Origin of the sequence: Clostridium muellerianum (assembly GCF_012926525.1) — a bacterium.
GTDB classification, from domain to species: domain Bacteria; phylum Bacillota; class Clostridia; order Clostridiales; family Clostridiaceae; genus Clostridium_AM; species Clostridium_AM muellerianum.
In genome coordinates this window covers 89,579-109,744 of sequence record NZ_JABBNI010000001.1, presented here as the reverse complement: position 1 = coordinate 109,744, position 20,166 = coordinate 89,579, and the positions used below count along the sequence as shown (strand labels likewise).

Sequence of the window (20,166 nt, the reverse complement as noted above, 5' to 3'; positions counted from 1 at the left end):
ATGTATCATAGCATTGTTTATCATAATCATTTTACTAAAAATTAAGATTTGATGACTATATACATTACTAGTATTAATATTATACATCAAAGAATTGACATTATCTACTACAAAATATATTTTCTAATTTCAAACTATATAAATAGCATTACTTTACATATCTCATATAATGACTAATTAATAAATTGAATATCCTCTCAAAATATCTGTAACTTTACATTTAATTATCTTTATCCGTTTCACTATCTGAAGCAATTTGTTCTTTAGTTTCATTTTCTTCATTATTGGATTTTACAAATGTTATCTTAAAACTACTTTTTATGTTATCAATATCAATTTTATTCAAAATGTCTACTGGTATTTTCTCCACTTCAATATTGTTAAAACCTTTAGCTATGTATGTTAAACTAGTATAGACTTGTTCTTTCATATTTTTTAAAAAAACAGCAATTACCCGCTCTTGATTATTAATTAATGGTCTAATATCTTCTTTTAAAGTTGTACAAGGTGCATAATAAGCTCCAGACTTGGTTAACCCTATACAAGCCATTATATTGCCTGTTAACTTATCAGCATATAATTTAGGCTTTGAACCATTAAAATCCCCAATCATATTAAGACTTTTATGTATGTTCATTAAGTTTGGCAATACAGATAACTTTAAAGGAGTAGTACCATCTCCTTTGAACTCAAAATCTTTTAAAGATAGCTTATTATTTAAGCATTTCTGATAAAATAGCTGAGCACTAATACCATTGTTAGTAACCACACCAGCTAAATGCAAATAATTACCTCTTAGAAATTTTGCTTCTAAAAAATTTACTTTTCTAGTTTTTAACGATACAATCAATAAATTTGTATTTTCTAAATTTTGTTGATATAACTTAGCACAACTTATAATTATTTTTAGAGCTTCTTGTTTGTCCATTATTTTATCCCCTTGTATTCTAATAAAAAAGGGTATATCCACCGCAGTGAATTATACCCTTTTTTAAATGACTGATTTTTTTGTTGTCCGCCAACTACATGTCCATTCGCCATGCGTTCATTTTGGATTTTTTTGTTGTCCACCAACTATATGCCCATTCGTCATACATTCATTTCGGATTATTAAGGTGTCAGTCCACCAAAATTATCATACTTGTAATTAATTATTTTTATATCAATTTAAATAAATTCCGCTATTACTTTTAATATTAGTAAGTAAGTTACCTTTAATTTTATTTTAGTATCAATTCAGAAAAAAGTCAAGTCTGGCACTTGGAAAAATTGGCTTTCTTTAACTACGCCTCAGCCTAGATAAAACTTAAATTTATTAATTTATCATTTATATTATTTTATAAAAACTTTATACACCAGTTACTCCTCAATTTCCTATAGCACATCAACCTATTTAGTAAGATATTCACAATACTTAATCCAATGTTTGATGTTATTTACTGCTTCATCAACATTATCAATATCTAGCCAAAGAACATTATCTTTATCAAGAATTTGCATTTTATATTTTCTACCATTTAACTTAACACGACCAATTTGTGCATTATTAATCTGAAAATTAATAACTTTATCACTCATTATGTTATATCTAAGCTTGTCCTTAAGATTAATATTATAAAGTTTTTCTTCTAATGCAGATATAAATAATTTTTCGCCATCATTTAATTTTGATACTCTTTCCTTCTGTTCTGACTGCCTTTGCAATTCATAATTTTTCTTAATTTTAAGACACCTTTTGAAAACCTCAAAAGTAACTTCACAATCAGCCAAAGCCCTGTGACTAGTACTTTCTATACCAAAATAATTTTTCATAGTTTCGAGTTTTCTATTTTGGGTTTCTTTAGATGGAAGAGTTTCTTTTACTACTTGCAGTACATCTATTAATACCAACTTATCAATCTTTTTATTGCTTCTACCAAATGCAGTACTTAGAAATTTAATATCGAATTCAACATTGTACCCCATTACAATTTCACCATTTATTCTATCATACACATTATCTATAATTTCATGAATTTTAGGACAACCTTTAACCATATCATTAGTAATTCCATTTATGTTTGATGCTTCTTGCGGTATGTGCATTTCAGGGTCTATTAACTGATTATATGTGTCAACTACTCTTCCATTTTCATATTTTATTATTGATATCTCAATAATTTTATCACTTAAACTACTTAAACCTGTAGTCTCCAAATCAAGTATTACAAAGCTAGGTGGTATTTCTGTACAATTATAAGTCTGTGAGTATGATTCAATACCTTTTGAATATGTTTGGCTATAATAATCATCTGAAGCTTTTATAGGCTCATATAACGTATGACTTTCAGTTTTACCTATTGAAGCGTTTTTAGCTTTGTACTTAAAAGCTATAATAAATGCTCCAATTGAAAATAATAAACATATTGGAAATACAATCGTAAGAAGTAATAGCATTATTCCTAAAATGATAAATAAAACTTTATTAACTATAGTAAACCCTTTTAATTGTTTCTCTGTATATTGTTTTCCCATGATAACCCTCCAGTATTTATTCATATATGGTCAACTACCATCCAATACCAATTATACATTTTTCTTCTTTAAAATATCAACACATAACTAATATTTTATCTATCTGTAAAATAGAAAAGGAAGAACTTTTTGCTTCCTTACTTGTTTATCATCCACATATTATCAAATCATCATTAACTTTCAAATTAATTCCATCAATAGTATTAAAAAAGTCTACATTCTTCATAGTACGTTTCACCGTAACAGGTTTGACGTAGACTTTTAACTTTATCACTATTAAATAAAATGTTTATTATTACTTATTTCTAGTCAGTTACAAATACACTTCCTTTTTCAGATAAAGACATTGAACGCTCAACGATATAATCAATTATTTTATTTTTATCATTCCATTTGTATACATATCCTCTAGCATCAGGTGTGTATTGTCTTGCTATATCTTTTAACTGTTCTAAATTAAAACTATTCAAAAGTTGGTGATATGTCAAGAAAAAGTACAAATTAAAATGAGAAAACCCCAAACTATTTCCACATTTTAACTTACAGCTGACAAACTAAGTTTTTGGATTTTTTCATATGCTTTTTCAAACTCATTTGGTGACATATAACTACAATGGCTATGAATTCTTGTGGTATTATAAAATGTTTCAATATATTCAAATACAAGAGTATATGCATGACGATAATTCTTAATTCTAAAGCGATTTATCCATTCACGTTTAATAATTGCATGGAATGATTCAATACATGCATTATCCCATGGATAAACTTTCTTAGAATAACTAAGTATCATTTTTGAGGTAGCTTTTTTATATTCTTTTGATACGTATTGACAGCCTCTGTCACTGTGTATAATGACTGGATTAACAAGCTTTCTGCTTATTTTCGCTTTATTAATTGTGTTAATAACACAAGAGACTTCTAAAGTTTCTGAAAGTGTTCAAGCTACGATTTTTCTAGAATATAAATCCATGATACTTGTAAGATATACAAAGCCTGCATCAGTCCAAAGATATGTAATATCTGTGCACCATACTGCATTTGGTATATCATGATTAAATTGCTCATTTAAGATATTTTCAAGTTTGCTGCTGAAATTTAAAATTTTTGTAGTAACAGTATATGTTTCTACATATTGTGCCTTAATTTTTAGTTCTTACATATATTTTCCAATAGTACGTTCAGATATTTTTTCGCCAGTTTTCTGTATTTCTTTTGTAATTTTAAGAGCACCATAATTTTGATGTGATTTATCATAAATTTCCTTGATTTTTTTCTTTACAGACTGTTTTCTCTTTTGTTGATTGGAAGGTAGGCAATGTAGCCATGAATTATACCCTGAACGTGAAACGCCTAATATACAAAGCATTCTGCTGACAGAAACTCGGCGTTTTTCTTTGATTTTCTCACATTTATTTTGGACTTCAAGGTATATTGCTTCTGTCACTTTCCCAGAATGCTTATGGCTTTTTTTAATACATCAAGAGCATCCTTTGTATCACGAAGTTCACGTTTTAATCGTGCAATTTCCTTTTGTTCATCACTAGAATAGTTACCCGAACCACGAACCTGAATGCCATTTTCACTTTTAAAATCTCTAATCCACTTTGATAAGGTACTAGCACCTACATCAAGATTTTGAGCACACCTTCTTACTCCAAGCTCCTTATGAGCTATATAATATTTTACAGCATCTTCTTTAAATTGTTTGTCATGTTGCTTTTTCATGATTAAGTTCCCCCATCTCTTAATTTTATTTTAATCCTTGTCGGGAACTTTCTCAATTTCTATTGTACTATTTTTATTCTAGCACTAACTACTACTTTTCAGCTAGTTCATTCAGTACTTCTTTTACTACATTATTACAATTATGCTATCGATTCAATTTAATCTTCTATTGATTTTAATTTATTTTATATAAGTTGTAGTAATGATACTTCATATTAATTAAAATTATATGTTACTAGTTGTTAAAATGAATACTAAATTTAATGTAGAATTTTAATTACAACTTATATATAATCCTATAATTTTATTCTAATTTAGTAAATTGTGAATTACTTTTCTATTTCAATTTCTAAAAATTGAAATCCTGTTAATCCTTTTTCCTCAATTTTCTTTTTAAATTGCTCAGACACTATAATGTAATTTTTACTTTCTGATAATCTAAATATATCTGGCAATCCATCTAATTTTGAACTATCCATTACTAAATTCCTAATAGCTTTAATATACTTTGGGTCATCATCCCAAGTTACTAAATCTGACTTTTCCCAATTTAACACACTATTATCACATGTAATATTAATTACATTAGAAAACCTACTTTTATCTTTTGTAAATTTATTAATTAGTTTTACTGGAAATGCTTGAAATTGTCTTATGTCTAACTCATTAAATATGCTTATAACCTCATCAGATAATATAAGCCATGAAAGAACATTAGGAGTATAATCAAGTACCTCTCCCTCTTTTTCATAAAAGAGCTCAATGTTATCTTGCCAACTATCTATAATTTGTCCTCTCCATAATCTTCTGTAATCAAATCCTTTTAAATCATAATCATTAATCATAATAAAATTTTCTATCCCATCATCTTCACTATATACTAATCTATAATAGTTCACCGTTTATCCTCCTTTTATTTTTTATAAGGGTCTAACTTTCCATTTAAGAGTTCTTGTTTCATCTTATTTAATTCTTGTCTAACAGCACCCTCAAATTTGTCAGTACCACCATAACGTTCAACAACTGCATCTAATCGGTCTTGTACTTCCTGATGATATTTATAAGTGTGTCTACCTCTATGATTAACTAAGTCCACTAAATTATCAACATCCTTATTTACATTAATACCTGTCTCTTTAAAAGCAGGGTGATTTTTGAAATCAAATTTCTTACTTTTATTAGTAGCTATATGATGTACTTCAGAGTTACTTACCCCCTTTGTAGGTGAAATAAAAACGGTTCCTGTTGATATCTTTGGTTCATTAGTATAAACAAGTTTATAACCATATAATTTAGTACTAATCACTTGACCATCTTTTGTAATTATATCATCATTAGGAAGTTCTACTCCATTAAATGTAGGCGCAGGGCATTCTATTAAATCGTAAGTATAAATATACCCATCTTTTTCATAAGTTATCTGTTTAGGCAAATTAGATATCTCATTTGGGAAATATGCCTTAAGTCCTACAACCATTCCAAAAGCAGTACAATTAATGTATTTTCGTGCTTCTTTATATGTAAATACAGTTTCTTTTGTTTTCTTATATTCATCTTCTCCCAAAACAATTTTTGCACACTCTAGTATTTCCTTTTCTTCTTTCGTTAAGTCTGCTGGATTCTTTAACATTAACTGCATTACTTTATTTTTATCTACTTGTCCATCTTCTGAAATAATGGACATACCTCTGATTTGGGATATCCCTGCAGTTATTCCTGATATCTTTGAAAATACTGAGCATATATTTTCTTCCATATCTCGTACACTATTACAATATGCATTAAAGGAATCTTTAAAATCTGTTAAACTAGTTGTTTGATCTTTTAGTGACTTTCGTGCCTTTTCAACATCTTCTCCAATAGGAAATGATGTAAAGGTTAGGCTATTCAATAAATTTTGTATTTCTACAAATTTAGAATCCATTTTTTTAAAATGGTTATTTACACATTCATCAACATTATTATTTATTGAAAACTGTCCTCCATATTGAAGTAAAATAATTCCTGTATCATCATTTGTAAGAGCTACACCGCCTGCACTTCTTTTTATGCAAGCTTCTAAGTCCTCACATCTTTTCTTTAATTGAATTGCCCTTGGCTTTTCTTCATTTTCTAACGCATTTTTCTCATATTTCATTTGTTTTATGAAATTTGTATAAAATTCCTGCTTTTTAATATGATTTTCCATAAATTTATCTTTTGCTTCACCTGACCAACCTTGGTCGGTAAGTTCTTTAATTGTTTTATTTATATTTTCTTTTTGTTCTTCTAAATCCTTTATTACATTTTCATATTGATTTATTGTCGCAGTTAATTCACCAATATCTAATTCAAAATCCATTTATTTTCTCCCATGTACTAATTATATATTAATGTAATTATAATATATCTAATTTTTACATTAATATTGATTTACTTCCTTTATTTTAATTATTATGTATATGTGTGTCAAGTTTTACTTATTTTTCCTAAACCAATATAGAGTACTTTAAATAATTGATAAAAGTCTTTATATTAATTATTTAAGGTATAGATATAATAATTCTATATATTTCTGTAGCCTTTGCAGCACAACTTATTATTTATTCTTATTAACTTTAGGATGTAAACTGTAATTCTTAATAGTGCTAATCTTAATTTACATCCGAAAATTAACAATGATAATTTAAGGTATTTTAATAAGTGAATTTTAAAATTTTAATATAACAAAACAATTTGTATTTTGAAATAGATATTATTTAATAATGGTTATTTGATTTATATGAGATATCTTAATATATGAAATAATTTTGGATATAACTAATAAGCCTTTCCAATACGATTCAAAAAAGGCTGAATTTAATAGACCTAAATTTTAAGAAATTTTTTAATGGGATATTTTAAGATTAATTAAAACATGATATACTAATATTAGTGTTGAGTACATGTTTTAACGTTTTTAGGTTTTATCAAAGGTTGTAACTTTGATAAACTCTTTTACTTTTGTGTGTTTTTATTCCGTATCCCATCCTAATAATTGTTTTTCTAATTTTTCAAAATCATAAGTACGTTGTTCAAAATCATTAAATGTACTTTCTTGTAATACTTCTTATATTCTTTTTTCTGTTTATCCTGTTTTTCTTCATTTTTAGTTTTAAGTTCTAATTGTTGTGCCTGGAATATTTGTTTTAATAAATGTACCATTTCTTTTTTCTTCTGAAGTATATAATAATTCGATTTATTGAGACCTTGTCTCACCTTTGTAAAAATACAATTCTCTTTTTCGATCATTCTATTAATACAATGAGATACCCATTCCCTTGTTAAACCTAATTCATCAGCAATCTGTTGTTGGGAAGCATAGCAAATCATGTAATTGACCGATTCCTCTTGTGTATTAACACGACATTCCATAAAGTCTAAAATCATGCTACAAGTACCCCTTATGCCATTTGAGAGCGATTTCAAGAATCTTATTTTGAGATTTAATGTATCTGCATTACTGTAAATTTTCAAGCTTGGAATAGGCATAAACTCGTTTCTAAGCTGTTCTTTTAATTGTTCACTTAATAACATGATACTACACCTCCCCTAATACTTTTAGGTTTGATGTCATAGCTAAATACATATCATTATCAACACCCATAAATTTTACACTTATATCTCCGTCCGAGTGCATCATACCATGATAAATTCTAAAGCCAAAACTTCTAATTCTAATAATCACTATATAAGTTTCAATTTCAACTCTTTCATTGACTTCATAATTTTCGTAAATAACTGATTCTTTATCATCTTCCATTTCTTCTATTTGCTTATATACTGCTTCTTTTAGGAGGTTCAGCATTATCGTCTACCCCCTCTTATATTCATTAAAGGACTAGTTTTTACTGCTAAATCGATATTATCTTCATCTTTAATAGATTGTAGATAACGCTTAGTTATAGAAATATTCTCATGTCCAAGGAGACGACTTAGGGAATATACGTCTAATCCATTTCTAAGTTGCTCTTGAGCGTGCCAATGCCTTATTGTATGAGGAGAACATCTTATTTCGTCCCTTACACCTGCTTTCTTCCCTGCCTCACTAACGACACGTTCTATTGTCTCTATAGTTAGTGGTTTACCTGTATTGCTTAGAAAATAATTATTTACTTTAACTATCTTATCTTTAAAATAGAAATCTCTAATACGCTCATATCTAATCATATATTTTTTTAAAAGAGGACTAATACTTACTTGTCTTTGTTTATTACCCTTTCCTCTTAACAAAATAACCCTATCTTTTATATCTTCTTTTAATACAGTACAAGTTTCATTATTCCTAGCTCCTGTATCTACTAAAAAAGCAATAATCATTTTATTTCTAGCTTGCAAGAACGTAGTAAATTTATATATTCCCAACATATTAACTATTTCTTCATCTGTAAAAGTATTAATTATAACTTTTCCTTCTTTCTGCCATCCAACTTTTAAGCATGGATTTTCTTCTATATATTCTTCATTTAAACAATATCTGAAAAAAGCTCTTATAGTTTTTAATACTCCATTTGCATAAGTTGGAGTTAACCCCTTTTTCATTAAAAATTTAAAATATCTTTTAATGTGAATTGTTTTAATTTCTTCTAAATTTGTAATTTTAAATTCTTGCCTTAAATAATTGTGAAACAAAGCATTATTATTTCTATAAGATTTTAATGTTCTCTTAGAAAAATTTTTAACCTCACAATCAAATATAAATTCTTTTAAAATATCATTTAATTGCATAATAAAAACACCTCCAAATGTAAATAATTTTCATACATACATTTAAAGGTGTTATATTCCATCATAGAACGGTAAAAAAACGTATATCATCACGTTTTTCACAGCTTCAAATCTGTAAACCGTTGATATTATTTACTCTTCAAAGCCTTCAGGGAATTCAGCATTGTGATAAACGTCCTGAACGTCTTCGTCATCTTCTAAAGCATCAAGCATTTTTTGGAACTTAACTACTGTTTCTTCATCAATTGCAGTATATGTATCTGGAATCATTTTAACTTCAGCTTCTAAGAACTCAAGCTTATTGGCTTCTAAAGCTTCTCTTACTGTTCCAAAATCTTCTGGTGTAGTTGTTACTACAAAAACTTCATCTTCTGCTACAAAATCTTCTGCGCCAGCATCTAAAGCCATCATCATTAATTCGTCTTCATCCATATCATCTGTTTTTTCTATAACAATTTGACCCTTTTCTTGGAACATAAAAGAAACACATCCCGTAGAGCCCATGTTTCCTCCGTTCTTTGTAAATGCAACAAAACTACCATTATCATGTGATATATATCATTATCAAATTTATTACTTTTTTCCTATGTAATAGCACTGTTTATCATAATCATTTTCATAAAAGTTATGATTTGATTAATATATACATTACTATTACTACCTATAAATTATTATACTTCACAAAGTCATTAATATCTACACTTAAAATAAATTCTTCTATAAAACTTAAATTTTATTAATAATATTTAAATCAATTCTATTCTACTTAAACAGAAAACTTCTCCTTTGAGACTAAACATTTATATATTTTCATTAATTTTGTCTATACCATAAATGCACTTAGTGGTCAAATCAATTATATCATTATTAAGCCTTATATCATCTATTCTTTTATTGATAAGAGATTTTTTTAGCTTTATTAAGAATTCCTTAAATTCAAATAAATTGATTTTTTTATCCGTTTTTATAAACTTATAAAGCTCAACTTCTAAACCTACATCAATTTTCTTTCTCAATTTATACATTAAACATTGAGCGAACTTGTAGTAGTATTCTATATTCTTGTTTCTATAATCAATAAAATCCCATGTAATTTCAAATTTTTCAAACGTTTCCCTTGCTTCATCATTTAAATTAATATAATGTATCATAGCTACTTTGCCATTGGAATCTATTAAATGCACGTGATATAAATCCTTATTATATTTCTTAAACATTTTTGTGGATAACTTTTCAGAAAACACTTCAAGTAAAGAAAGCCCCAAACCCTTATTAAATGAAGTTTTTTCAAAATAAAGTATATCATATCCTCTAAATATAAACATTCTCAACCTATCTTCTTTTTTACTCATTTCTATTGAATTAGATAGAACCATTGATATGATTATTCCTGTCATAGCCACTCCAAGAAAGCCTTCCAAAATCGAAACTATTCTTACTATTCCAACAACTGTTATATCACCATATCCAACAGTAAAAAATGTCATACTGCTAAAATAAAGTAAATCGAGAAAAAATAAAATAAAACTTCCCTTGTAGTCTGAAACATTAATACCTTTAATATGTAAAAAACCATTAAATATTTCTTGCTTTTTTTCCTTTGTAATATCTAATGCACTTAATAAATTAGGGTATTGATGTTTAAAATTCTGTATGTCAACAAGAACTACTGTCATGTAAAAAAATGCAAAAATAAATATTATTAACATTGATACAAAAAAATAAATAAATAGAACTCTTTTAAAGATTCTAACTTTCTTAACAAAAACGTATATTACTGTAGGTATCGTGACAACTAACAAAATAAATAGCATAGGAATTAGTTTCAAATAAGATAATTCATCCATGGTAATACCCTCCAAAATTTAATAATATGTATATATTATCAAATTCTATCAATTAGGCTTTATAATAGAACTGATACTTTATTAAATTAAATAACTATAGTTATCTGTTTTAGAATTTAGTATATGACTTTTCTCGCTTATAAAAAAATTTTTACAGATATATAAAATTACTATCATCATAAATAGTTATAATATAATAAAAACTCCTAAATAGCTTAATATTCAAGAGTTCTAAATTTAATATCTTAAAAATTATGTATTGGTAAGTACATTGGAATATTATCCATAGCATCACATTTATCGAATAATGTAAATTCGTCAGCTAATTTCAAGAATCGATTATTTTCATAAAATTTTACTGCATCTGGAACAGCACATAATAATATTGTTTTAGCAGCAATTAAATTTACACTCATATCATACAAGTTACTTATTATTTGTCGCAAAATTAAACTACTTACTAATTGATTATTATATAAGCAATCCTGGTATTTTTTATCGACTGCGAACATATTAATCATAAAAGCACTTATAGGTGAAAAATGTTCTCTTTTTTCTTCTTCAGGTATTGCATCATCCTCATAATCATACAGGTCTTTAATATGTACTGTTGATGTTGATATTGTATAATAAGCAACTAATAATTTTTTATGATTTTTTTTATCAACAACTATGTATGTTACTCCACTTCCATTAATCTTATCTTTTAAAGCGGTCTTAGAAATATATTCATTAAACGCAAGTTCTCCAGAATTAAATGCATTTGACAAACATTCATATTCTGGAGTAAACTTAATAACTTCCATATTAAATTCTTTTAATAACTTTAACTCTTTTTTTCGCATATTTAATCCCTTTTTTCTTTTCTAAATAAATTTGCAGCTTGTCTACATTCCTCCAAAAAAGAATCAGTTATTTTATTCCTATTACTTTCTTCTATAAATGCTTTAGCTTTAGATGCATTAATAACAAACTTACTAGGCTTACAACTTGTTAATACTGCCATAGTTCTCCCCCCATTATCATTTAGTATTTTTCGTAATTTTATCTTTTTCCCCTTATGGTTTGTCCATTTCTTTATATTCATTTTACCACCTCATTGTTTGATTAGCAATAATTGTCGAATGATTTTTTATTTAAATATGAATCATTTTTAGATATTATGGGTATAATATATTTTTATACCTTTTTATATTTTACCATATACTGTAATAAAAGTAACGAATAATCATTTTCTAATATCAGACATATAGTTTGTAATATTATTCTAATTTACATATTTTGTATAATTATTATGTTATTAAAAATTAAGCATATATAAGTATCTTTAGTCAACATAGAATCAAATTCATAATAAACGAATTTATCAAATACTCTTTAAAAGTTTTAAAATTTCGATTTTATTTTCATTAAATTCCACAACAATAAATTGGATAACGTGGTAAAATAAATAATGTAAGTATAATTTATACATAAAAATACAAATCATGGAGGTACTACTATGTTATTAGAAATTTTGGATAGGTGTATTAATATAACTGCTACTAATGAAGACCAAATACTCTCAAGACATACAGGAAATTTACTACTACGTTTTTCATGTAACATTAACTTAAAAGGAGATGACTTACAAAATCGTTTCAATAAATTTATAAACTCCAAAAAATGTATAAATGAAGTTGATAATGAAAAGAACATATTAAGAACATTTAAAATTGTTAACTCATCATATAGCTATATTCAAAATAATGAACCCACATTATATAAATATACTATACAACTTGAAGAAAATGAAGAATTAAAAATTGATACATTAGTTATTGAAGGACAAGATATAAAGCCATATTATTATGAAGAACAAGTTGATAAGGATTCAATAATAATTAGCACAAAAATAAAGATAACAGATGATGAATTAAGCAAACTTAAGGAGAGCGTAAAAGGAAAACAGTATTTTGATGTTGTTAGAAAAGGAATTGATGATAAACCCATACAAATGAGGTATGGTAAAGTATTATGGTCACAACATAATAGCTTTACAAAGCAATATATTACACTTGTTGAAAAATCATATGATATGAACAATACTGATAATTTCAAAGGCATGTACTATCCTGAATTTAATAACATGCAGGAAATTCTAATATATTCTAGTGAATACCTTGAAAATCTTACTAACCTTTTAATAGAAAAAAATATATTGTCAGAAACAGAAGTTGAAAAGGTAAAATCAGATACTAAAGAGAACTTAAATAATAAATTTAGGGAATTATATAAAGTGAAAGATATTGATGAAGATTTATAACAAAAGTAAATTGCCAAAATATTGTTATATTGAAGATACTAAGAAAAATAGAGAGTCTATTTCTATGATAAAATAGAAGCTTTATCAACATCTAAATAGAAAAGAGCTATTTACCGATAGCTCTTTAAACAAAAAACCTTTATCAAATACAAAAGCACCTTAGCCTTGTACTCCTTTCTCTATTATGCCCACACTATAGCTATATTATCCAGTAGATGTTCATGATTAAAATAGTGCTCACTATAAAAATATAAACCTAGTCTTGTTATTTATATCAAAAAAATAAAAATGCACCCTTCGCCAAGTAGTGCATTTTTATAACTCAAAAACATATTAACAAAAACCTCAACGGCTTTTCTATTTACATTATGCTCATTTCTAAGTTATTTATAACTAAATCATAAATATTACCTATATGAACCAAAAAATACTATAATTCTTAGTTAATACTTTTATATGTTATATTATATTTAAAACCTACATATAGCTCATCTTCATATTGATGATAAACATGGATACCATCTACTTTTAGTATTTTAATAAAATCCTTATCTAGTTTTTTATAAATAGCCTCGCTCCTCGTCACAGCATCTATTTCATATTTTTTATCATCCCATTTTTTTAGTATATCCTTAAAGGTTACAGTAAATTTATTTTTGCTGAATTGAATAGCATGTGTCATTTCATGAATTAAGTCATAAATTATTTTATATTTAGTCCACATATCCTCATATTTTTTCCACAGTGTTTCATCTACATATTTCCAATCTTCCAATTCTTTAAAAGCTTTTTTCTTTAATATAAGACTTTCTCGTATTCTTTCTTCAAAAATATGAATTTCATTTTTATTACGTTTATAAAGACCTTCAGTTATATTATTCTTTCTTATTTTTTCAATACCCCGCTCTTCCACTGCCCCCAGCAAATCCAACAACCTCACATTTTTTACACAAAAATAAAAATACCCTTTAAAATTTTTATGAATAAATACTTTTGCTTTAACCTTTTTATATTCTATTGAAAGAACTTTCATACATTCATTTATTTCCTCATTTGAAATTACATTCGAATAATTTTTTACTATTAGTTTACCTACTTTTGATACTCTCATTACAATCACCCATAATTCAATCTTTATTACCAAATAATAGATTCAAAAAAGCGAAAAGGTGCTTCCACAACAAAGCACCAATTTTTTAAATCTAACATACACTAAGTAACAAAAACCACACGATTTCCTTACTTATTTCTTATTATATCCAAGTTTTATAAATTATAAACTTAATCTTTGTTTCATTCCGTTTTTTTATTTCAGCTCCATTTATATACTTTTAATTATTCAACTTACTCCTCTATCTCCACATCTTCCATAGCATCCAATTCTTCCTGTGTTATTCCATATTTCTTCATAATTTCTTCCATGGAGTAGCTCTTCATACCATCTTCATTTTTCATGCGTTGTTCAGCTTCAATTATTAATTCACAATCTTCTATTGTTTCTATAATATCTCGGTACTCTTTGGGACTGATAAGCACACATATTGGCTTATTATCTTTAACCACAATTTTACAACCACTTTTATTTACTTCATCAAAAATTTTACCTGCTTCTCCATTATTAAATCTAGAAATAGGAACTATAGAATTTTCTGTATTGTTTAGCATTAACTCTTCCCTCTTTTCGAAAGTTGATTGATACTATTATACTCAATATCATTAATTTTATCATCATTGTAGATTTTCAAATTAAATCAAAAAAACACTTACATTATCAAATTATTTTAGGTTAATTTAATAAATTTTTCAAGTAACATTAGATTAAAATTAAACTTAATATTACTTAAATCCTCGAAGAGATATAAGCACTATTAATCCTACTACAATTTGAAAATAATTCCTAAAACTTAAAAGAAATCGCCTTTTTTAATTTACAAAATATTCCAATGTCAATTCCCTAATTGGCAGTCTATAGCCCTTCTGAATAAAAAAGCTCACAGTTCTAATTTACTGTAAGCTTTTTTATCACTAATATGCTCCTATTTTAAATACACCAATTCCACATCGAGGTAAAACATTCTCTACTTTTGTCACATCATCTTCATTTAATTCACCGTCATAATATATGTATAGAGACACTAAATTAGTTAATGTCTTTAGCGTACTCAAATCACTTGTTTGAGTATTCTCTAAACTAAGCGATTTCAGATTAGGCAACTTTTTTAGTACGCTTATATCAGTTATTTGCGTTCTGTATATGTAAAGAGATTTCAAATTAGTCAAGCTTTTTAGTACATCTATATCACTTATTGTATTGTATATTAAATCAAGCTCCTGTAAGTTAGTTAACCCTTTTAGTTCATTTATATCACTAACTTGGCTATTTCCTATGTCAAGCTTCTGCAAATTATACAAGCCTTTTAATACAGATAAATTAGTTAATTTAGTACCAAATAAGCGAAGAGATTTCAAATTAGTTAATTTCTTTAATCCACTTATATCACTTATTGGATTATTAGATAAATCAAGTTCTTGCAAGTCAGTTAACTCTTTTATCCCATTTATATCACTTATTTGATTTCTATATAAGTGAAGCGATTGTAACCTAATCAATCCTTGCAATGGACTTATATCTTTAATTTGATTTTCATCTAAACAAAGCTCGTTTAAATTAGTTAACTCTTTCAATCCATTTATATTACTTATTCGATTATCCCCTAGATAAAGCTTCTGTAAGTTAGTTAAATGCTCAATTCCACTAATATCTTGTATATTCATGTTACGAGCATATAACTTTGTTATTCCTTTAATGTCTTTGATTGTTAAGTTTCCTGTAGTTTTTCTTATTTGTTCTCTTACTGCTTGTTCTAAATTTTTATCTTTAAAGGTTACTATGCTGTCATCATCTTTTCTAATATTAAAATGCACTTTATATTCTTTCTTCAATGCCTTGCCCTTATTAGAATGTACTTTAGTTCCAATATTTAATATATAACTTTCCCCTGCTGTATAACCTTCTGTTGGAGCTGTTACTGTAACCATTCTGCTATCATCTTTTCCTAATTTAATACCTACATTTACTGGATTACCTTTACTATCTGTTACAGTAATACCTTGCTTAGTTGCATCATCAAAACCAACATTTCCAGTAAACTTTAATGTCCATGTTTTATTTTTATCTACTGTTTGATAATCAGTATAATTTGCCGCTTTTACATCAGGTGCAATCAATAAAAAAGCACTAAAAATTATTGCTATTAAGAATTTATTTTTCATTTTATTAGTCCCCCGTATTATGTTTATTATATATATTTAAATTTCTAAAAGTTATCACTAAAGTCATTTAAAGCATATAAAAAGGAATTCACCATATAATGAATTTCCTTTTTATCTACTTTTATCTATTTAGCTAATAAATTTTTTACAAATTTATATACTTTCGAACCTTTATTGCTTTTGTCTACTTTTACATATAAATTTCCTGTACCTCTATCTAAAATATATGAACAAGGACTTAATTCATGTCCTACGCCCTCTCCATGTGAGACCAAACAGTTATGTCCTAATAAGTTTGTGCCATCTTCTACAATGTAATTTTCATATACTCCATCAATATATATATATCCATACTTTTCATAAGCCTTTATACCTCCCCACTCATGGTCACCCTCGCTTAAATATTGACGCATTAGTTCATCTGATTGTTTGAGTGACAACTGTGATGTTAATTTATCTGATGTTTTGGGTACTACTGGTGGCTTACCCAACACATTTTTTACAAGTTTAAATTCCTTTGCGTTTGGATTATTTCTATCGACCTTCTCATACAAATTCCCACTGTTTCTGTCAAGTAATAATATATAGTTGAATTTACCATTAACCAAACCTGTTTCAACAGCTGTACACATATGAGCATGTGTAACACTAGCTAGGTTTCTACCATCAGTAAGGGTTAAGTCATTGAATCCTAGCATATTTACTCCCATTTGACCATCTTCTCCATATACCTTATTATAATCAACATTTAAATATGCTCCAAGTATTTTACTTCCTTCTAAAAATGTTATCGGTGGCTCCACATATTTGTCTGGAGTAGTAAATACTACTGCATTCCTATCATTCCAGTCTTTTTCATATTGAGCCTTAGCTTGTGCATCTTGTGTAGCCTTAGTGTTTGTCATGCTATTATATAAATCATCTACTACATTTTGAGGAAGTATACCCGTTCCACCAACTACTTCTATATCTTTTATCTTACTTGCATTTTCAGTTAAAAATTTCTTAGCAGTACCGTAGTAATCTTTATTTACAAATAGTATCATACTTCTATCTTGCCCTGCTATAGTTGATAGTGATAAAGCATCTGCTAATCCTTCATTTGATACTAAATATACTCTATCTAATTTTAAAGCTCCATCTGTTTCAATATTACCAGTATCTTTAAATGTATTGTATATCTCAATATTTGTATCTTCTTTCGTGTTACCTAGAACATTTACAGCAATTCCATTTCCAGTACCTTCACCTAATCCTTTTTCAGCTTGGTTTCTAAAATCTTGATGATATTTTTCGCCAACTAATAGGTAAGTGTGAAATTCATTGCATATATTTTGTTTTATTGTATTGGCTACCCCATTATCTTTGTCCACTAATATAATAGGAGCGTTATAATATGATGCTACTGGAGATATCGCTAAAGCATCTTGCCAATTCTCATTTTCAACAACATAAACATCATTTTTTCTACTAACAAGATGATGTGCAATTTTAGTAGATGTTTCAAATCTATCTTGTCCTGCAATTCTCTCTTCTACAGTAATTCCTAAATTGCTTAATTCATTTTCTACATTTTTTGAAATTACACCAGTTCCACCAATAATAAATACTTTTCTAACTTTTAATCTTTGTAGTTCTGATTTTATCACATTTGGAATACTATCTTTATTAGTTAACAATATAGGGGCTTCAAATTTTCTTGCTAATGGAGCTACTGCTACAGCATCGGGGTAATCCTCTGAGTTAACTAGAACTGCATAGTCACTATACTGTCTCCAGTATTGAGATAATTTTACTGAGGTTTCAAACCTGTCTTGTCCACTAATACGATTAATTGTAATAGGGTCACTTGCATATACATTGTTATTATATACTAATGTAGTGCCTATGGTAAAAATTGATGTTAATGTTAATCCTAATAAGATGTTTTTCATTTTTATCTTTTGTTTATTCATTTTTTCTTATCCCCTTTTCTTATATTATCGAGATTGCAAAATATTTAATTTTTTATTTAGTAAATTAGCTTTATAATGTAAAGCATCTCTATACTTTTGACTTCCCTTATCTAAAGTAGATATATAGTTATTACATTGATTTATTTCATCATTGATTTCATCTAATCCACTGGATGTATTTTGAGATTGTTCATTATTTTTATGAACCTTTTGGCTATTATTATTTCCTTGTGAGTTAACCTCTACAGATTTAGTATTTTGTTGTTCAGATTCTTCCTTATCTTTTTGTTGAGCCTGTGCAATAGTAGTTTGTAATTGTTTTGCATTTGTATTATTTGAATCTATTTTTAATACTTCAGCAATATATTTATTAGCACTATCATAATCTTTATTAGATATAGCCGTATTAGCATTTTGTATATTATCACTTATAATATTCTTTCTACATTCTTCTATTTTACCTTGAGCATTAGTATATACTTGTCCTGCAACTTGATTAATTGTGCCTAACTTTTGTATAGCTTCTGAATACTTCTTATCTGTTATTAATTTTAATCCTTCATTATATGTATTTTGATATTGCTTATAATTTTGTGCCATAGCTCTATTCTTTACTACATTGCTATCATCCTTTATTTGTAGGGCTTTATCATATAATGATATAGCTTCATCATAATTACCAGAATTAAAATTTTGATTAGCAGAGTTAACTAAATTATTGTAATTTTTAGCTTGTACAATCTTAGAAGTTCCAAACGCAGAACCTATAAATAATAAACATGATAAAAGTATTCCACTAATTATCATAAGTATCTTATTTTTTGCCATAATTAATCTGCACCTTTCTTCATTTGTTTATATAAGTATATCAAAAAATGAAATACTGGTAAATAATTCTTTAACATTCTGTATACAATTTGTTAACTATTTTTTAAAATTACTTTCTCAGTTTTATAACAAACAAAAATAAGCTAGGTAACGACTAGCTTATCTTCTTCCATGCAACTTTTAATCAAAAAAAAGGGGTTGCCGTATAAGCCATGTCACAACTAACTTATACTTGCGAATGTTCCCATGAACCACTAAAAAAACATTTCCCACTTATATTCTTAACCTTTTTAGACATTTTATTCATTTGCTGTGTTAAATTATCTAATATTATCTAAAACTATCTTTTTTCTAAATTTTTCTGGAATTCCCCTTTCATCTGCCAGCTTATTATATAATACACTTAACGCATCTATATTATTTATAAATACTGCTTTATTTAATCTGTTTTTATTATCTTGTACAAAAAATAAATGCTCTACAATATTATTACGGAACAAGGTTTTAACTATTTTTTCTGTAAACATTAATTCTATAAAATGATACATATTATTTGCTTTCTTATAGGTTACAAATATTTCCTTTCCTTCTACATTTTCGCAGAGCCTTTTATAAAAATGCTTCATAGAGTCAATTAGCTCCATTACAAAACTTATCTTATAATCCTTAAGCAAATACTTTATCGCTTCAAAATACTCATCTTTATATAAAATCCTTTTACATTCTTCAGTCCTTTCATTATCTATTTCATAGGATATATTATCAAAAATGCTAAAAATATTTATTAAATTTCCTCGTAAGTTATCATTATCTATAGTTATTGCAACATCATTTTTCATATTTTCTTCTATATCCTTTAAAGCTTCTTTCCATATCTGTTCAGTTTCTCTGTTATTTATCATTGTTTTCTCTCCTATCTATATTTTAATTTTTCTTTTAAATAAAGAAGTATTACATCAACAAAATTATA

At 26.9% G+C, this 20,166-nt stretch carries 22 protein-coding genes and 1 pseudogene; 1 reads left to right on the top strand and 22 read right to left on the bottom strand.

All coding sequences use genetic code 11. The annotated features are described in order from the left end of the window. Window positions 1–220: 220 nt before the first annotated feature. The 16 genes and pseudogenes from HBE96_RS00485 to HBE96_RS00420 all read right to left on the bottom strand — a co-directional run bounded on the left by HBE96_RS00485 (window position 221) and on the right by HBE96_RS00420 (window position 11,922). Window positions 221–928 carry a PBECR4 domain-containing protein gene (locus HBE96_RS00485; RefSeq protein ID WP_169295814.1) on the bottom strand — a complete coding sequence of 236 codons (708 nt, stop codon included), beginning with the start codon at window positions 926–928 and terminating at the stop codon, window positions 221–223. A gap of 461 nt (window positions 929–1,389) precedes the next feature. After that, complete coding sequence (locus tag HBE96_RS00480; protein ID WP_169295813.1) at window positions 1,390–2,514, bottom strand: 3'-5' exonuclease; 1,125 nt, start codon at window positions 2,512–2,514, stop codon at window positions 1,390–1,392. 305 nt (window positions 2,515–2,819) lie between these two features. Next, complete coding sequence (locus HBE96_RS00475; protein ID WP_169295812.1) at window positions 2,820–3,002, bottom strand: hypothetical protein; 183 nt, start codon at window positions 3,000–3,002, stop codon at window positions 2,820–2,822. A gap of 47 nt (window positions 3,003–3,049) precedes the next feature. Next, complete coding sequence (locus HBE96_RS26075) at window positions 3,050–3,307, bottom strand: integrase core domain-containing protein (protein ID WP_243186787.1); 258 nt, start codon at window positions 3,305–3,307, stop codon at window positions 3,050–3,052. Between the two features lie 147 nt (window positions 3,308–3,454). Then, window positions 3,455–3,535, bottom strand: coding sequence for a hypothetical protein (locus HBE96_RS26925; RefSeq protein ID WP_425350694.1), 81 nt, complete (start codon window positions 3,533–3,535; stop codon window positions 3,455–3,457). A 135-nt stretch (window positions 3,536–3,670) separates the two neighbouring features. After that, a complete protein-coding gene (locus HBE96_RS26065; RefSeq protein ID WP_342590140.1) occupies window positions 3,671–3,961 on the bottom strand; it encodes an IS3 family transposase in 291 nt (96 codons plus the stop codon). Then, window positions 3,958–4,242 carry a transposase gene (locus HBE96_RS00465; protein WP_169295811.1) on the bottom strand — a complete coding sequence of 95 codons (285 nt, stop codon included), beginning with the start codon at window positions 4,240–4,242 and terminating at the stop codon, window positions 3,958–3,960. Before HBE96_RS00465 ends, HBE96_RS26065 begins: the two co-directional genes overlap by 4 nt. A gap of 329 nt (window positions 4,243–4,571) precedes the next feature. Beyond that, window positions 4,572–5,141, bottom strand: a complete 570-nt coding sequence (locus HBE96_RS00460; RefSeq protein WP_169295810.1) for an imm11 family protein — start codon at window positions 5,139–5,141, stop codon at window positions 4,572–4,574. A 14-nt stretch (window positions 5,142–5,155) separates the two neighbouring features. After that, window positions 5,156–6,583, bottom strand: a complete 1,428-nt coding sequence (locus HBE96_RS00455; RefSeq protein WP_169295809.1) for an AHH domain-containing protein — start codon at window positions 6,581–6,583, stop codon at window positions 5,156–5,158. Between the two features lie 683 nt (window positions 6,584–7,266). Continuing rightward, window positions 7,267–7,797, bottom strand: a complete 531-nt coding sequence (locus tag HBE96_RS00450) for a helix-turn-helix domain-containing protein (RefSeq protein ID WP_243186785.1) — start codon at window positions 7,795–7,797, stop codon at window positions 7,267–7,269. Between the two features lie 4 nt (window positions 7,798–7,801). After that, entirely contained in the window at window positions 7,802–8,068 is a 267-nt protein-coding gene (locus HBE96_RS00445; RefSeq protein WP_169295808.1) for a hypothetical protein, read from the bottom strand. After that, complete coding sequence (locus HBE96_RS00440; RefSeq protein WP_169295807.1) at window positions 8,068–8,988, bottom strand: tyrosine-type recombinase/integrase; 921 nt, start codon at window positions 8,986–8,988, stop codon at window positions 8,068–8,070. The genes HBE96_RS00445 and HBE96_RS00440 overlap by 1 nt, the downstream gene beginning before the upstream one ends. Before the next feature lie 132 nt (window positions 8,989–9,120). Continuing rightward, window positions 9,121–9,516, bottom strand: a pseudogene (locus HBE96_RS00435) (YebC/PmpR family DNA-binding transcriptional regulator); the annotation flags it as partial. A 272-nt stretch (window positions 9,517–9,788) separates the two neighbouring features. Further along, window positions 9,789–10,835 carry a potassium channel family protein gene (locus HBE96_RS00430; protein WP_169295806.1) on the bottom strand — a complete coding sequence of 349 codons (1,047 nt, stop codon included), beginning with the start codon at window positions 10,833–10,835 and terminating at the stop codon, window positions 9,789–9,791. A 245-nt stretch (window positions 10,836–11,080) separates the two neighbouring features. After that, window positions 11,081–11,680, bottom strand: coding sequence for a hypothetical protein (locus HBE96_RS00425; RefSeq protein ID WP_169295805.1), 600 nt, complete (start codon window positions 11,678–11,680; stop codon window positions 11,081–11,083). A gap of 2 nt (window positions 11,681–11,682) precedes the next feature. Next, the gene (locus HBE96_RS00420) at window positions 11,683–11,922 is read right to left on the bottom strand and encodes a hypothetical protein (RefSeq protein WP_169295804.1); all 240 of its coding nucleotides are present in this window, start codon (window positions 11,920–11,922) and stop codon (window positions 11,683–11,685) included. A 414-nt stretch (window positions 11,923–12,336) separates the two neighbouring features. Here HBE96_RS00420 and HBE96_RS00415 point away from each other — a divergent pair, with 414 nt between their 5' ends. Next, a complete protein-coding gene (locus tag HBE96_RS00415) occupies window positions 12,337–13,140 on the top strand; it encodes a hypothetical protein (protein WP_169295803.1) in 804 nt (267 codons plus the stop codon). Window positions 13,141–13,579: 439 nt separating this feature from the next. On the opposite strand, the gene HBE96_RS00410 is transcribed toward HBE96_RS00415, so the two are convergent. From HBE96_RS00410 to HBE96_RS00385, 6 genes are all read right to left on the bottom strand, one after another. After that, window positions 13,580–14,251 carry a hypothetical protein gene (locus HBE96_RS00410; protein ID WP_169295802.1) on the bottom strand — a complete coding sequence of 224 codons (672 nt, stop codon included), beginning with the start codon at window positions 14,249–14,251 and terminating at the stop codon, window positions 13,580–13,582. Window positions 14,252–14,484: 233 nt separating this feature from the next. After that, window positions 14,485–14,805, bottom strand: coding sequence for a type II toxin-antitoxin system Phd/YefM family antitoxin (locus HBE96_RS00405; protein ID WP_169295801.1), 321 nt, complete (start codon window positions 14,803–14,805; stop codon window positions 14,485–14,487). A 360-nt stretch (window positions 14,806–15,165) separates the two neighbouring features. Continuing rightward, window positions 15,166–16,413 carry a leucine-rich repeat domain-containing protein gene (locus HBE96_RS00400; RefSeq protein ID WP_169295800.1) on the bottom strand — a complete coding sequence of 416 codons (1,248 nt, stop codon included), beginning with the start codon at window positions 16,411–16,413 and terminating at the stop codon, window positions 15,166–15,168. Window positions 16,414–16,538: 125 nt separating this feature from the next. After that, window positions 16,539–18,368 carry a cell wall-binding repeat-containing protein gene (locus tag HBE96_RS00395; RefSeq protein ID WP_169295799.1) on the bottom strand — a complete coding sequence of 610 codons (1,830 nt, stop codon included), beginning with the start codon at window positions 18,366–18,368 and terminating at the stop codon, window positions 16,539–16,541. A gap of 24 nt (window positions 18,369–18,392) precedes the next feature. Then, window positions 18,393–19,196 carry a tetratricopeptide repeat protein gene (locus HBE96_RS00390; protein ID WP_169295798.1) on the bottom strand — a complete coding sequence of 268 codons (804 nt, stop codon included), beginning with the start codon at window positions 19,194–19,196 and terminating at the stop codon, window positions 18,393–18,395. 320 nt (window positions 19,197–19,516) lie between these two features. Next, window positions 19,517–20,098 (bottom strand): hypothetical protein, encoded by a 582-nt coding sequence (locus tag HBE96_RS00385; protein WP_169295797.1) that lies wholly within the window; start codon window positions 20,096–20,098, stop codon window positions 19,517–19,519. Window positions 20,099–20,166 lie beyond the last annotated feature (68 nt).